Source organism: Neisseria sp. P0021.S005, from assembly GCF_051956955.1.
Genome location: NZ_JBQCWY010000043.1, coordinates 1 through 14793 on the forward strand (window position 1 = coordinate 1; position 14793 = coordinate 14793).

The 14793-nt window shown below is 51.1% G+C and carries 13 protein-coding genes; all 13 read left to right on the forward strand.

Annotation, left to right across the window (positions count from 1 at the left end):
* Positions 1 to 1715 (forward strand): penicillin-binding protein 1A (locus ACTHUE_RS04470; protein WP_440423057.1); only part of this gene is annotated, 1715 nt, incomplete at its 5' end.
* Between the two features lie 65 nt (positions 1716 to 1780).
* The gene (locus tag ACTHUE_RS04475) at positions 1781 to 2617 is read left to right on the forward strand and encodes a PHP domain-containing protein (RefSeq protein WP_039862508.1); all 837 of its coding nucleotides are present in this window, start codon (positions 1781 to 1783) and stop codon (positions 2615 to 2617) included.
* A 135-nt stretch (positions 2618 to 2752) separates the two neighbouring features.
* Positions 2753 to 3595 (forward strand): class II glutamine amidotransferase, encoded by an 843-nt coding sequence (locus tag ACTHUE_RS04480; RefSeq protein WP_039862509.1) that lies wholly within the window; start codon positions 2753 to 2755, stop codon positions 3593 to 3595.
* A gap of 200 nt (positions 3596 to 3795) precedes the next feature.
* A complete protein-coding gene (gene nrdR, locus ACTHUE_RS04485; protein ID WP_004520863.1) occupies positions 3796 to 4248 on the forward strand; it encodes a transcriptional regulator NrdR in 453 nt (150 codons plus the stop codon).
* 14 nt (positions 4249 to 4262) lie between these two features.
* Positions 4263 to 5381: a bifunctional diaminohydroxyphosphoribosylaminopyrimidine deaminase/5-amino-6-(5-phosphoribosylamino)uracil reductase RibD gene (gene ribD / locus ACTHUE_RS04490; RefSeq protein ID WP_049344287.1), complete on the forward strand. Its 1119-nt coding sequence runs from the start codon at positions 4263 to 4265 to the stop codon at positions 5379 to 5381.
* A 560-nt stretch (positions 5382 to 5941) separates the two neighbouring features.
* Entirely contained in the window at positions 5942 to 7249 is a 1308-nt protein-coding gene (locus ACTHUE_RS04495) for a nucleotide sugar dehydrogenase (protein WP_004520865.1), read from the forward strand.
* 168 nt (positions 7250 to 7417) lie between these two features.
* On the forward strand, positions 7418 to 8845 hold the full coding sequence (locus ACTHUE_RS04500) for an oligosaccharide flippase family protein (RefSeq protein WP_070695471.1): 1428 nt from the start codon (positions 7418 to 7420) through the stop codon (positions 8843 to 8845).
* A gap of 42 nt (positions 8846 to 8887) precedes the next feature.
* Positions 8888 to 10198 (forward strand): O-antigen ligase family protein, encoded by a 1311-nt coding sequence (locus ACTHUE_RS04505; RefSeq protein ID WP_070503964.1) that lies wholly within the window; start codon positions 8888 to 8890, stop codon positions 10196 to 10198.
* On the forward strand, positions 10195 to 11265 hold the full coding sequence (locus tag ACTHUE_RS04510; protein WP_070503967.1) for a glycosyltransferase family 4 protein: 1071 nt from the start codon (positions 10195 to 10197) through the stop codon (positions 11263 to 11265). Before ACTHUE_RS04505 ends, ACTHUE_RS04510 begins: the two co-directional genes overlap by 4 nt.
* A 13-nt stretch (positions 11266 to 11278) precedes the next feature.
* Positions 11279 to 12451 (forward strand): glycosyltransferase, encoded by a 1173-nt coding sequence (locus tag ACTHUE_RS04515; RefSeq protein WP_070503970.1) that lies wholly within the window; start codon positions 11279 to 11281, stop codon positions 12449 to 12451.
* The gene (locus tag ACTHUE_RS04520; protein WP_004520870.1) at positions 12444 to 13061 is read left to right on the forward strand and encodes a sugar transferase; all 618 of its coding nucleotides are present in this window, start codon (positions 12444 to 12446) and stop codon (positions 13059 to 13061) included. The genes ACTHUE_RS04515 and ACTHUE_RS04520 overlap by 8 nt, the downstream gene beginning before the upstream one ends.
* Positions 13048 to 14022: an ATP-grasp domain-containing protein gene (locus ACTHUE_RS04525; protein ID WP_070695473.1), complete on the forward strand. Its 975-nt coding sequence runs from the start codon at positions 13048 to 13050 to the stop codon at positions 14020 to 14022. Before ACTHUE_RS04520 ends, ACTHUE_RS04525 begins: the two co-directional genes overlap by 14 nt.
* A complete protein-coding gene (locus ACTHUE_RS04530; RefSeq protein WP_070695475.1) occupies positions 14015 to 14707 on the forward strand; it encodes an HAD family hydrolase in 693 nt (230 codons plus the stop codon). Before ACTHUE_RS04525 ends, ACTHUE_RS04530 begins: the two co-directional genes overlap by 8 nt.
* Positions 14708 to 14793 lie beyond the last annotated feature (86 nt).

The window sequence follows — 14793 nt, forward strand, 5'->3', positions numbered from 1 at the left end:
TGAACAATATGCTGGAAGAAGGCATGATTACCCTGCAGCAACGCGATCAGGCTTTGAAAGAAGAGTTGCATTACGAGCGTTTTGTACAAAACATCGATCAAAGCGCCCTGTACGTTGCCGAAATGGTGCGTCAAGAGCTGTTTGAGAAATACGGCGAAGATGCCTACACTCAAGGCTTCAAGGTATATACCACCGTCGACACCGCACACCAGCGCGTGGCCACCGAGGCCCTGCGTAAAGTCCTGCGCAATTTCGACCGCGGCAGCAGCTACCGCGGTGCAGAAAACTACATCGACCTGAGCAAAAGCGACAACGTAGAAGAAACCGTCAGCCAATACCTTTCTACACTTTACACCGTCGATAAAATGATTCCGGCGGTTGTATTGGAAGCCTCCCGCAAAGGTGTACAGATTCAATTGCCGAGCGGCCGTAAAGTCACGCTGAACAGCCACGCTTTAGGCTTTGCCGCCCGTGCCGTCAACAACGAAAAAATGGGTGATGACCGCATCCGTCGCGGCTCCGTCATTCGCGTTAAAGGCAGCGGCGATACCTTTACCGTCGTTCAAGAGCCTTTGTTGCAAGGCGCATTGGTGTCTTTAGATGCGAAAACCGGTGCAGTCCGTGCATTGGTCGGCGGCTATGACTACCACAGCAAAACCTTCAACCGCGCAACTCAAGCCATGCGCCAACCCGGCTCGACGTTCAAACCGTTCGTTTATTCCGCCGCTTTGGCAAAAGGCATGACTGCTTCCACCATGATTAACGATGCGCCGATTTCCCTGCCGGGCAAAGGTGCTAACGGTAAAGCGTGGAACCCGAAAAATTCAGACGGCCGCTATTCCGGTTACATCACGCTGCGCCAGGCTTTGACCGCGTCAAAAAACATGGTGTCCATCCGCATCCTGATGTCTATCGGTATCGGTTACGCGCAACAATACATCCAACGCTTCGGCTTCAAGCCATCTGAAATTCCTGCCAGCCTGTCTATGGCTTTGGGTACAGGCGAAACCACGCCGTTGCGTATTGCAGAAGGTTACAGCGTCTTTGCCAACGGCGGTTACAAAGTGTCCGCCCACGTCATCGACAAAATCTACGATAGCCAAGGCCGTCTGAGAGCGCAAATGCAACCTTTGGTAGCCGGTGAAAACGCACCTCAGGCCATTGACCCGCGCAACGCCTACATCATGTACAAAATCATGCAAGACGTTGTCCGTGTTGGTACCGCACGCGGTGCAGCCGCACTTGGCCGCGCCGACATCGCCGGTAAAACCGGTACTACCAACGACAACAAAGACGCATGGTTTGTCGGCTTCAACCCTAGCGTTGTAACTGCCGTCTATATCGGCTTTGACAAACCGCGCAGCATGGGTCGTGCAGGTTACGGTGGTACAATCGCCGTACCGGTATGGGTAGAATACATGCGCTTTGCCCTGAAAGGCACCAGTGTCAAACCGATGAAAGCACCTGAAGGCGTGGTTGCAAACGGCGGCGAAGTGTACATGCGCGAACGCATGACCACCAGCTCCGACCTGGCCTTGGACAACAGTGGCGTTGCACCACGTCCCGCTCAACCTGCCCGTCGCGCGGTTCCGAATGAAAACCGCCGCCGCACCGAGAGCGGCAATGCGCCAGCCCGTGAAGAATCAGACGAAACCCCAGTTCTGCCAAGCAATACCGGCAACAATAACAAACAACAACTGGACTCTCTGTTCTAATGTTCTAAAGCAAGGCCGTCTGAAACGTTCAGACGGCCTTTTTTGAGAAAATTCAAAGCAAAACCATGATTGATTTACACTGCCATTCGACCGTTTCAGACGGCATGCTCTCCCCAACCGAAGTCGTCCGACTCGCCCGTCAAAACGGTTGCACCCTGCTCGCTCTGACCGACCACGACCACACCGGCGGACTGGCCGAAGCTCGCGCCGAAGCCGATACCCTCGGCCTCCCCTTCGTCAACGGCGTGGAAATATCCGTCACTTGGCGCGGCCGCACCATCCACGTTGTCGGTTTGGACTTTGACGAACACAACGAAACCCTGCAAAACCTGCTTGCCGAAGTCCGTAAAGGCCGTCTGAAACGATTGGAAGCCATCGCGGCAAAACTGGAGAAAAAAGGCATAACAGGCGCGTATGAAGGCGCGCTGGCATTGGCCGCCAACAAAGAAATGGCCAGCCGCACCCACATTGCCGAATTCCTCATCCGCGAAGGCCATGTTAAAAACAAACAGCAGGCATTTACCAAATATCTGGGCGACGGTAAATCCTGTTCCGTCAGACATGAATGGGCCACACTGGAAGACTGCGTAGCCGCGATTACAGGCGCGGGCGGCATGGCCATTATCGCCCACCCAATGCGCTATGAATTATCCGCCACCGCCAAACGAAACCTGTTCCAAGAATTTAAAAATCTCGGCGGCGCAGGGATTGAAGTGCACAGCGGCAACTGCTGTAAAAACGACCGCCTCAACTATGCCCTGCTTGCCGACCGCTTCGACTTTCTCGCCAGTGCAGGCAGCGACTTCCACCGCCCCAACGACTTCAGCGGCGGCATACTCGGCGCCTGCCCCGACTTACCCGAACAATGCCACCCGGTCTGGGAACACTTTAAGGCCGTCTGAATTTTTGACAGCAATTTTTCAGACGGCCCGCCAAGTATGAGACAGTTATAAACATATCACACTCTACATATTGAAACTGCCTGCCCGATACACCATAATAACCCCATAAATACCCCAAAAATAAAGGTTAACGCCATGTGCCAACTGCTCGGCATGAATTGCAACACTCCCACAGACATCATGTTCTCTTTTGAAGGCTTCCGCCGCCGTGGCGGCATTACCGACCACCACGCTGACGGCTTCGGTATCGGCTTTTTTGAAGGCAAAGGCGTACGCTTGTTTCACGACGACAAGCCCAGCGCCAACTCTCCCGTTGCCGACTTGGTGCGCGCCTATCAGATCAAGTCTGAAAACGTTATCGCCCATATCCGCAAGGCCTCGCAAGGCCAGACCTCGTTGGCGAACACTCATCCCTTCATGCGCGAGATGTGGGGCGAATATTGGCTGTTTGCACACAACGGCCATTTGATTGATTTTTTCCCCGAGCAGGGAGAGTACTACCACGCGGTCGGCACGACCGATTCCGAACGCGCGTTCTGCTTTATCCTCAACCGCCTGCGCAGCCGCTTTGCCACCAAACCCGAACCTGAAGTTTTGTTTGACGCCATTGCCGGCCTGACTCATGAAATCCGCCGCTTCGGTTTGTTCAACTTCGTCATGTCCAACGGCGACTGCCTGTTTGCCCACGCCAGTACCTTACTGCACTACATCGTGCGCAAAGCCCCGTTTGGCAAAGCGCGTTTGCTGGACGATGATGTGATGGTCGATTTTTCAGAAGTGACCACACCGAACGATAAAGTTTCCGTCATCGCCACCCTGCCCCTGACGCGAGATGAAACCTGGTCGCAATTGGCAGTCAATGAATTGGTGATGTTTCAAGACGGCGACATTGTCCTCAGCGACCGCCCCGACAATCCGGTTTACATGAGCGCGGAAGAAGGTTTGGAAATCGCCCGTGCCGTCGGCGTATCGGTTTGACGTTTGATTGGCTGAAAAACTCAAGGCCGTCTGAAAGGCTCAACTTCGCCAAAGTTGCCCTTTCAGACGGCCTTTTTATACATAAATTCTACGCAAAAGCCTTTACTATACGAAAATAACGCAATCCGCTACAATAATAGTTCACAAACAATAAATTCAATTGCTTAGCGACCTTGCCGAGCGTATGACAAGGAAACCCGATGAAGTGCCCGTTTTGCCAACACCCCAACACACAAGTAACCGACTCGCGATGGCTGGAAGACACCAACAGCATCCGTCGCCGTCGCAAATGCTTGGAATGCGGACAACGCTTCAGCACTTTTGAAACCGTTGAAATGCGGATGCCGCAAGTCATCAAATCCAACGGCACACGGGTTCCCTTCAATGCGCACAAACTGCAGACCAGCCTTGAGCGCGCGCTGCACAAACGTCCTGTCACACAAGAACAAATCGATGAAACCGTTGCCCTGATCGAGCAGCGCCTCTACCGTTTGGGCAAAAAAGAAGTCGCTTCGCACATCGTTGGCGAAATGGCGATGGAGGAACTGGCAAAAATCGACCAAGTTGCTTATGTCCGCTTCGCGTCCGTCTATAAAAGCTTTAAAGACGTTTCCGAATTCACCCAAGTCATCGCCGAATGCAAAGCCAAATAAGGCCGTCTGAAACCATGTTTTCCGCACTTGATACCCAAATGATGCAAACCGCCCTCGAGCTGGCCAAGCTTGGGCGGTTTTCTACTTCCCCCAATCCCCGCGTCGGTTGCGTAATTGCACACGGCGCACAAATCGTCGGACAAGGTTTCCACGTCAAAGCAGGCGAGCCGCACGCTGAAGTTCATGCGTTGAGGCAGGCCGGAGCGGCGGCCAAAGGCGCAACGGCCTATGTCACGCTGGAACCTTGCAGCCATTACGGCCGCACACCGCCATGCGCCGAAGCGCTGGTTCATTCCGGTGTAACGCGCGTGGTTGCCGCCATGACCGACCCTAACCCGTTGGTCTCAGGCAAAGGCTTATCCATGCTGGAAGCCGCCGGAATCCGTACCGAAAGCGGTTTGCTGGAAGCTCAGGCGCGCGAACTCAACCGCGGTTTCCTGTCGCGTATCGAACGCGGCAGACCGTTTGTCCGTCTCAAGTGCGCCGCCAGTTTGGACGGCAAAACCGCCCTTTCAGACGGCCGCAGCTTTTGGATTACCGGCGAAGCAGCACGCGAAGACGTACAAATTCTCCGTGCCGAAAGTTGCGCCGTTTTGACCGGTATCGGTACCGTACTTGCCGACAACCCGAAACTCAACGTTCGCAGCTTCCCCACCCTGCGCCAACCTGCGCGTATCGTCTTGGACAGCCGACTGCAAATCCCTTTGGACTGCCACCTCGTGACCGATACCGACAGCCCGACCGTTATCGTTACCCTTTCCTCAGACGAACAACGTTTGCAGGCGCTGGGTAAATTTGAACATATCCGCATCATCAGGCCGTCTGAGCACATCAACGGCCGCATCAATCTTCTTTCACTCATGCCGCAACTGGCAGAACTTGGCTTTGGCGAAGTTCTGGTAGAAGCCGGCTCAACACTTGCTTCAGCCTTCCTGAAGGATGACTTGGTGGATGAAATCGTCCTCTACCAAGCACCGAAACTGTTAGGCGCAGGCAAACCTCTTTTCTCCCTCCCTGAAAATCCGGCCGCCCTACTTTCAGACGGCCCTTGGCAAAGTCAATCGGTAGAAATCATCGGGCAGGACATTAAATGGGTTCTCCGAAAAAAAATCCGTCTAATTGCCTCAACTTAATAATTAAACCATTGTAAATAGAATATATCTATCATTTATATAGCAATAAATGTAATTTTTTCGTCAATATATTATAATGACTTTAGCGTATTCCAATTTAAAACTTTGACTTAAGTTAACTATCCTCAAGCCGATTGTCGACAAATTTTCCTTTTTTTCATCACGAAATAATGGATTATTAAGATAAGTTAAGCCACGAAAATTTATTAAAAGTTTTTATTCTAGAAGGGTTTTAAACGGCATAAACGGTAGTTTCATTTCATGAATCATACATTTGACAAAACAATATCTAAAATCAAAACATGTGGTTGAATGTAATTTCTAAAAATTAAGCATTCAAAAATACCGTTTCCATACCATAGAGGCCGCCTGAACGACCGTTAAACTTTTTTGATTGAGACGAATCAGATAAGTGCTTATGATTTTGTCTAATGTAATTATAAGTATGGTTTTAAGGCTTCACACGATACGGCAGCCGGCTATGGCTATGCGGTTGCAGCAAACAACTCAGGCATCGGGCAAACACTCCCGATTTACTCATTCATTACACGAAAGACATCATGAAAAACATTACGATACAAAAATTTGCCGATAAGACCGCAAAAATCGGCATCGTTGGCTTAGGCTACGTCGGTTTACCACTGATGTTGCGCTATGTGGATATCGGTTACCAAGTTTTGGGTTTCGACATTGACACCAACAAAGTCGACAAGCTCAACAAAGGCGAAAGCTACATCGAGCATATCCCTTCCGACAAAATTGCCGCTGCTTCCAACAGCCTGTTTGAAGCAACGACAGACTTCTCCCGCATCGGCGAAGTAGAAGCCGTCATTTTGTGCGTACCGACTCCGCTGAACAAATACCGCGAGCCGGACATGAGCTTTGTGATCGACACTACCGATGCGGTAAAACCTTACCTGCGCGCCGGCCAAGTGCTGTCTTTGGAATCCACTACCTACCCCGGTACTACCGAAGAAGAATTGCTGCCGCGCATGGAAGAAGGCGGCTTGAAAGTCGGTCAAGACGTGTTCTTGGTTTACTCTCCTGAGCGTGAAGACCCGGGTAACCCTAACTTTGAAACCCGTACCATTCCAAAAGTCATCGGCGGCCATACCCCTGCTTGTTTGGAAGTCGGCCTGGCGCTGTACCAACCTGCCATCGATAAAGTTGTTCCAGTAAGCTCCACCAAAGCGGCAGAGCTGACCAAACTTTTGGAAAACATCCACCGCGCCGTAAACATCGGCTTGGTGAACGAGATGAAAATCGTTGCCGACAAAATGGGCATCGACATTCACGAAGTCATCAATGCCGCTGCAACCAAACCGTTCGGCTTCGTTGCTTATTACCCAGGCCCTGGCTTGGGCGGCCATTGTATCCCTATCGACCCGTTCTACCTGACTTGGAAAGCACGCGAATACGGCGTAAACACCCGTTTCATCGAATTGGCAGGTGAAGTGAACTCCCACATGCCCGACTACGTTATCGAAAAAGTCGGCCTGGCTTTGAATGATCACAACCGTTCTATCAAAGACAGCAAAATCTTGGTATTGGGTATCGCCTACAAGAAAAACGTGGACGATATGCGTGAAAGCCCGTCTGTGGAAGTGATGGACCGCCTGCACAAACTGGGCGCAGTGGTTTCCTACTCCGACCCGCACGTTCCAGAGTTCCCACACATCCCAGGCCACCACTACTTCGACTTGAAGAGTGAAGCGCTGACCCCTGAAACTGTCGCCCAATACGACTGCGTGGTTCTGACCACCGATCACGACAAATTCGACTATGACATGATCACCGAACATGCCAAACTGATTGTCGATACGCGCGGCAAATTCCCAGTGAAAAATCCTAAAGTCATCAAAGCATAATCTTGCTTCAGACGCATCCGGCTGCCTCCGGTTTCCCCGACCGGGACGGCGGCCGGTTTCCCAAGGCCATTTGTTTTTCAGACGGCCTTGGGAAACCGGCAACGGTAACAACGCATCTCTTACGAAAAACGCTCAGCTCGAACTTCCGGCCGTCTGAAAACAAATAATATGAACGCGAAAAAAATCCTCGGCTACGCATTGGGCCCGGTAGGAAGCGCCGCCTTCGGCCTGCTTTCCCTGCCGCTCATCTCATGGTACTTCCCTGCGGAAGACATCGGCCGTATCGTACTCTTGCAGACCATTGCCGGACTGAGCATTCTGCTCTTGGGCTTGGGGCTGGACCAGTCCTATATTCGCGACTATTACGCCGTTAAAGACAAGGCCGCGCTGTTCAAATCCGTTTTTTTATCGCCATTGATTCTGACGGTGGCGGTTGTGGTTTTAGTGTTGCTGATAAACGCATCATGGCCGTCTGAAATCATTTTCGACATCCCCAGTGCGAATTTGGGGATTCTTTTCCTGATTTTCTTGGCCACCACGCTGATTATCCGTTTTTTAGCCTTGATTTTGCGGATGAAAGAGCAGGCACTGGCTTTTTCACTCAGCCAGCTTGCGCCGAAATTTTTGATTTTGGTGTTGGTTTTTGCCGTGATTGCTTCCGGCCTGCCCGCCAATACCACTTCGCTGGTTTTTGCCTACACCGCCGCCCAAGTGCTGACCGTTGTACTGTTGATATATCAGCTGCGCCAAGACTTGCAAGCCGTTTCCCATGCAAAATGGTCGTCCGATCTGCATCGGGACGGCCTACGCTACGGCCTGCCGCTGGCATTCGGCAACTTGGCCTATTGGGGGCTGACTTCGATTGACCGTTTTGTCCTCAAAAACATCTCAGGCTTGGACGAGTTGGGTATTTATTCAATGGCGGTCAGCTTTGGTGCCGTCGCCTTGATTTTCCAAAGCGTGTTCTCCACCATTTGGGCGCCTTTGGTGTTCAAATGGGTAGAAGAAAAAACCAATCTGGACAAAATCGGCGACATCACGCTTTCCATGACCGTCCTCATCAGCGCAATGATTTGCCTCATCGGAATTTTCTCGCCGATGGCGACCTGGATACTGCCGGAAAAATACACGCAGGTTCAATTTATCCTGCTCTCGTGTATGCTCTTCCCCCTGTTTTACACGCTGACCGAAGTCAGCGGCATCGGTTTGAACGTCGTCCGCTCGACTTGGCTGATTACTGTCATCAACATCGTTGCCTTTATCGTCAATACCGCCCTGCTCTATCTGTTGGTACCGAAATTTGGTGCAAAAGGTGCAGCTATGGCCAGCGCAACGGCTTTTTGGCTGTTTTTCATCTTTAAAACCGAATTCTCTTCACGCCTGTGGCAGCCTTTGCCGCGCCTGAAGATTTATACCAACTCAACGCTCTGCCTGATAATCTGCCTTGCCTACACTTGGCTGGGTACGCGCGACAACTACATTTGGTTCGCGCTGGCATGGGCAGTCGGACTGGGTTTCCTGTTCCTAAAATACAAACACGCACTATTTGCCGCGACCGAAAAAATCAAAGCCAAATTAAACCGTTCGGCAAAATAGCCAACCTGAGATTCACGTCTCTACGATAACAACAGAACGACTATGAAAATAAAACGTCTGAACTTATACACTTACATTCTATACATCATGCTCGCAGCCTATATGCTGGGGCCCGCGCTGTCCTTTAAGGTCGGCGTACCGCGTATTGACAACCCGCTGACCCTGATATTTGTACTGCTTGGTTTTGTCGTATTTTTTCTGGAAAGCAAGCATATTCCGCGCAAGATTTTTGCCATGCTCTGCGCCCTGACCGCCATGTGCATCTGGCCCGCCATCCACATGGGCATTACGTCGCTGACGCCGACGCAGTACATGGATATTTTGTTTTTTATGGCGGTTCCGGCTTTCTTCTACTTGTTTTACCAAGTATTGAAGCGCGCCGACGACCCTTTGGGGACGATTCAGAAGTTCCTCATCGTATTTACGCTGTTTATCGCCGTACCGCCGTTTGCAGAACTGGCCACCGGTATTCAGTTTGTGAGTGCCAGCGATGAGTTGGCTATTGACGAAGGCTCGCTCAAAGGCTTGTTCTTTAACCCGAACAACCTCGCCGCCACCGCGGTCTGCCTTGCGCCTGCCATTTTGTTTTTCTTCCAACTCCAAGGGCGGAAACACAAAGAAAAACTACTTGGCTGGGGCTTGTTCCTGCTGTTGGGCATGGCCATTTTCGCCAGCGTATCGCGTACCGCCATCGGCTGCTACCTGTTGATTTTGTTGGTTTATACGGCCTATCGCAGAAACGGTTTTATTACGGTCGGCGTTGCTGGTTTGCTGGCATTGGTATTGTCGATGATTCCGTCACGCGCGATTGCGGAATTTTTGCTCTCACTCAACGGCAACCAGTTCTTAGAACGCTTTTCCAGCCGCGTGTACCTTTTCCTGTACGACTTGGGCAGCGACAACTCCGTGTCCTACCGTCAGGAGATTTACAACTACTTCTGGAACAATCCGCCCCTGCTGCTGACCGGCTACGGTCCTAAAAACTTCCGCGAATATTTCGGCGGCCATTTGAGCGGCAGCTTGGGCTTTGAAAACCCACACAGCTTCATCATCGAGCTGTATTTGGGTTTCGGCATGATTTCCTTGCTCGGCTTTATTGCTTTTGTGGCGTGTTATTTCCTCTACACCGCCTCAAACCGAGCAGTAACCGGCAAATCGCGCGTTTTGGCTTGGGTTGCCTTGGGCATTTTCCTGCTGGCCGGTTTTATTCCGTCCACCATTTTGCGTATGCCGTTTATCTGGCTGCCCTGCCTGCTGATTTTTATTTACAGCGTATTTGTTGCGCCCAAGCTGAAAGATATGGCCGCTTACGCATACAACGAAACACTATACGATACGAAGAAACCATCATGAAAATCATCCTGACTACCTCCATGTCCGGCCTCGGTGGCACTGAAAACGCCACTTTCCGCCTCGGCCGCCTGCTCAAACAACGCGGACACGATATCGTATTGGCCTCTTCAGACGGCCCTTTGATTCAGGAAGCGCAAGCATTGGGCATCCGTTGGCAGCCGATCGATTTTTACCAAGGCGGATTATTGGGTTACGTCAAAGGCATGTTCGCCTATATGAAACTGCTGAAAAAAGAGAAACCCGATGTGATTCACTGCCAAATGGCGCGTATCGTTCCGGCCTGCGCCATTGCGGCCAAGTTCGCTTCACCGAAAACCAAAGTGTTCTACCACGCGCGCGGCCTTGATCCGGAAACTTATCCGAAAATTGCCAAGCTTTTCGACAAGCTGGGCGTGTACATTATCGGCAACTGCAAACACGAACGCGAAAAACTCATCCGTTACGGTTTCCCTGCCAACCGCATTACCTACACTTACAACGCCCTGCACAAAGCAGATTTCGTTCCTGAAAAAACGGTCAAAGACTATGTCCAACTGGGCACACTTTCCCGTTTAGATACCGTCCGCGCCGTGCATTTAATGCTGGACATTTTGAAGAAAATGGTTGACCGCGGCATGCCTGTACGCCTTAACGTTGCAGGCATCGGCGAAGAAATGGACAACCTCAAAGCCCAAGCCAAACGTTTGGGCATTGAAGACCAAGTTACCTTCCTCGGCGGCGTCCGCGATTTGACCGGCTACTTCAAAGAAGTCGATATTTTGGTGAACACGCCGCATTGCGTGGGCGACCACGGCGCAGGTGTCGGCAACAATATTTTGGAAGCCGGCCTTTACGACACACCTGTCGTGACCTACAACATGGCGGGTATTTCGGAAATGGTCATCACCGGCCAAACCGGCTACTGCATTCCTTTCGGCGATGACGAAGCGTTTATCGAAGCCGTCGATACACTCATCAAGCATCCTGAGTTGCGCGGTCAAATGGGCAAAGCCCTGCACAAACACGTTGAGACCTTATGCTCCGACGATGAAATCTACCGCACCACCATGGCTGCGTACGAAATGTAAGGCCGTCTGAAACATGAACATTACCATCGTCGCCCCTTATTGCTCGCTACCGTCCGAGCCGCATTTCAACCGCTTCTGGTATCTTGCCGAGCTGTTGTCGCAGTCGCATGACGTGTTGCTGATTACCAGCAACTTCAAGCACTACGACAAATCTTTCAGACGGCCCGAAGATGCCGAGGCTGCCTCACAAGGCCGTCTGAAAGTCATACTGTTGGAAGAAAGCGGATACAGCAAAAACGTGTCTTTGGGACGCGTGACCAGCCATCACCGCTTCGTCAAACATTTTGAACAATGGTTGGAAAACTGCCGTCCGGGCGAACAAGACGTCGTCTTTTCCGCCTATCCGCTGATTGCCACCAACCTGCTGTTGGGCAAACACAAAGCGCGTTTGGGTTACAAACTGATTGTCGATGTGCAGGATGTATGGCCGGAGTCTTTCTCCTCGGTCATACCGTTTTTGAAAAAAGTACCGCACAACCTGCTGCCCTTTGCTTCACGCGCCAACCAAGCCTACCGCTACGCCGACGCACTGGTTGCCGTATCGCAGACTTATCTCGACCGCGCCAAAGAAGCCAATCCGAACGTACCTGGCGAAGTCGTTTATATCGGCGCGGATTTTCCCAAACTCGATGCCGCGCCTGCCAAAGATTTTGGCGACGACAAAACCCGCTTTTTCTACTTGGGCACGCTCAGTTACAGCTATGACGTGGAAACTGTGTGCAAAGGCGTTCGCAAGCTGTTGGATGCCGGCGAAAACGTCGAATTGCACATCATGGGTGGCGGCCCCGATTTTGACAGGCTCAAACAATATGCCTGCGACGGCATCAAGTTTTACGGCTACATTCCTTACGCCGAAATGATGTCGGTCGCCAAAGGCTGCGACATTTCCGTCAACGCCATCCACTCTTACGCCATGCAGTCGATTACCAACAAACTGTCCGACTATATGGCTTTGCAAAAACCGATTCTGAACAGCCAGGTCAACGACGAAGTTGCCGAAGTCCTTACCCTGCTGCCGCATGCGAACTATCGTTCCGGTGATGTGGACGGTTTCGTTCAAGCCGCCAAAGATATTTTGAAGCGCAAAAACGATCCTGTTCAGTCCGAAGAAATCGTCCGCCGCTTCAAACGCGACGTTGCCTATCAAAAAATCGTCAACCTGATTGAAAGATTAGCTCATGAATAAATTTTTCAAACGCCTGTTTGACATTATTGCCTCTGCTTCAGGGCTGATTATCCTGTCGCCTGTGTTTTTGATTTTGGTGTACCTCATCCGCAAAAACTTAGGCTCGCCTGTGTTCTTCATCCAAGAGCGACCGGGCAAGGATGGCAAACCGTTTAAAATGATTAAATTCCGCTCCATGCGCGATGCAATCGATAAAGACGGCAACCCTCTACCGGACAGCGAACGCCTGACCGATTTCGGCAAAAAATTACGCGCCACCAGTTTGGACGAACTTCCTGAATTATGGAATGTCTTAAAAGGCGAGATGAGTCTAGTTGGACCTCGTCCGCTGCTGATGCACTACCTGCCGTTGTACAACGACTTCCAAAACCGCCGCCACGAAATGAAACCGGGCGTGACCGGTTGGGCGCAAGTCAATGGCCGCAACGCCATTTCATGGGATGAAAAATTCGCCCACGATGTTTGGTACATCGACAACTTCAGCTTTTGGCTGGATATCAAAATTTTGTTCCTGACGGTTAAAAAAGTCTTCGTCAAAGAAGGCATCTCAGCCGAAGGAGAAGCCACCATGCCTTATTTCACGGGTAATAAAACTGATGAAAAAAAATAACATACTGATTCTGTCGGCAGGTCGCCGTGTCGAATTGGTGCAGGACTTCCAAACCGAAGCCGCACGTTTTTCAGACGGCATCGGCGTTTTTGCTACTGACCTCAACCCCCACATGTCTTCTGCCTGCCATGTTGCCGACCGCGCTTTCAGCGTGCCGCGCATCGATGCAGCCGAATACATTGACAGCATTTTCGAGCTGGCCAAACAACACGACATCGGTCTGATTGTGCCAACCATCGATACCGAGCTGCTCAAACTGGCCGAAGCACGTGACCGTTTTGAAGCTGAAGGAATACATATTGTCATTTCGGATGCAAAACTGATTACCCTGTGCCGCGACAAGCGCCTGACCGCAGGCCTGTTTGCACAATACGGCATCCGTTCGCCTGAAATTTACGAACGGGACCGCCTGGTTTTCCCATGTTTTGCCAAGCCTTATGACGGCAGCCGCGCCATCGGTGCGAAAAAAATCAACACACCGGCTGATTTGACTGTCGACATTACCGAAGACCCGAAAATGATGTTCGCCCAATACATCGATATTGAGAATACTTTCTCCGAGTTTACCGTCGATATGTATTACGACCGTCAAGGCCGTCTGAAATGCGCCATTCCTCGCGAACGTTTGGAAGTGCGCACCGGTGAAGTCAGCAAAGGCGCAACCCGACGCAATGCCCTGTATAAAGAGCTGGTTGAAAAAATGGCCGTATTGGAAGGCGCACGCGGCTGCATTACCGCGCAGTTCTTCGTCAGCAAAACCGACAATACGACCTACGGCGTGGAAATCAACCCGCGTTTCGGCGGCGGTTTCCCACTGACCTACGCCGCAGGCGGCAACTATCCGGGCTGGCTGATTCAAGAATATATCGGCGAACAAGACATTCCCTTCTCCGACGACTGGGAAAACAATTTAATCATGCTTCGTTATGATGCTAAGGTTTTGGTAAGAGAACATGATTAAGCCGGAAGAATCCGTCATCGTTTTTGACCTTGACGATACGCTTTACTCCGAACATGACTACAAATGCTCCGGAATACGGACAGTTGTAGAGATGATTACGTCGCTTTATCCGCAATACAATGCCGGCGTACTATATGAAATTGCCGACAATAAAAGTAAAGACTGGCTCGACAATTTGTGTCATCATTGCAAATTAAACGAATTAGAGAAACAATCACTCTTGTGGCAATATCGGCTGCATCGGCCTGCCATCCGACCCTATGTCGAACCGTCTTTTTTACGAAAGCTGATGCGCCCTTTTGCCGCACGCGCCCTGATTACAGACGGCCGCAGCCTGACACAGCGGTTGAAAATACAGGCCTTGGGCCTGACCGATTTGTTTGACGACATTTTGATTTCGGAAGCCATGCAATCGGAAAAGCCCGACGACAAGCGTTTCGTTTTCCTGCAAAACAAATATCCGGCCGCAAAACGTTTTATTTACATCGGCGACAACATCAAAAAAGATTTTGTCGCACCCAACAAACTGGGTTGGCTCTCCATAGGCATCATGCCTAAGCCGCACAATATTCATCAAGCCGAGCCCGAGCAATACGGCCGTGAATACCAGCCCACCCTTTGGATAAACACCCTGGAAGAATTGACTACACTGACAACTTCCGCCACCGAAAAAGCAAATGCATAAGGGACATTTCTCCATGAAAATCTTATTTATGGGTCGTAAACAGGTTTCCGCCAACCTGCTTCGTTTTTTGACCAAACAAGACCATA

Coding starts and splice junctions, on each gene's coding strand:
- nrdR (WP_004520863.1), top strand. CDS start 3,796: ATGAAGTGCCCGTTTTGCCAACACCCCAACACACAAGTAACCGACTCG.
- ACTHUE_RS04480 (WP_039862509.1), top strand. CDS start 2,753: ATGTGCCAACTGCTCGGCATGAATTGCAACACTCCCACAGACATCATG.
- ACTHUE_RS04515 (WP_070503970.1), top strand. CDS start 11,279: ATGAACATTACCATCGTCGCCCCTTATTGCTCGCTACCGTCCGAGCCG.
- ACTHUE_RS04475 (WP_039862508.1), top strand. CDS start 1,781: ATGATTGATTTACACTGCCATTCGACCGTTTCAGACGGCATGCTCTCC.
- ACTHUE_RS04495 (WP_004520865.1), top strand. CDS start 5,942: ATGAAAAACATTACGATACAAAAATTTGCCGATAAGACCGCAAAAATC.
- ACTHUE_RS04500 (WP_070695471.1), top strand. CDS start 7,418: ATGAACGCGAAAAAAATCCTCGGCTACGCATTGGGCCCGGTAGGAAGC.
- ACTHUE_RS04525 (WP_070695473.1), top strand. CDS start 13,048: ATGAAAAAAAATAACATACTGATTCTGTCGGCAGGTCGCCGTGTCGAA.
- ACTHUE_RS04510 (WP_070503967.1), top strand. CDS start 10,195: ATGAAAATCATCCTGACTACCTCCATGTCCGGCCTCGGTGGCACTGAA.
- ACTHUE_RS04505 (WP_070503964.1), top strand. CDS start 8,888: ATGAAAATAAAACGTCTGAACTTATACACTTACATTCTATACATCATG.
- ACTHUE_RS04530 (WP_070695475.1), top strand. CDS start 14,015: ATGATTAAGCCGGAAGAATCCGTCATCGTTTTTGACCTTGACGATACG.
- ribD (WP_049344287.1), top strand. CDS start 4,263: ATGTTTTCCGCACTTGATACCCAAATGATGCAAACCGCCCTCGAGCTG.
- ACTHUE_RS04520 (WP_004520870.1), top strand. CDS start 12,444: ATGAATAAATTTTTCAAACGCCTGTTTGACATTATTGCCTCTGCTTCA.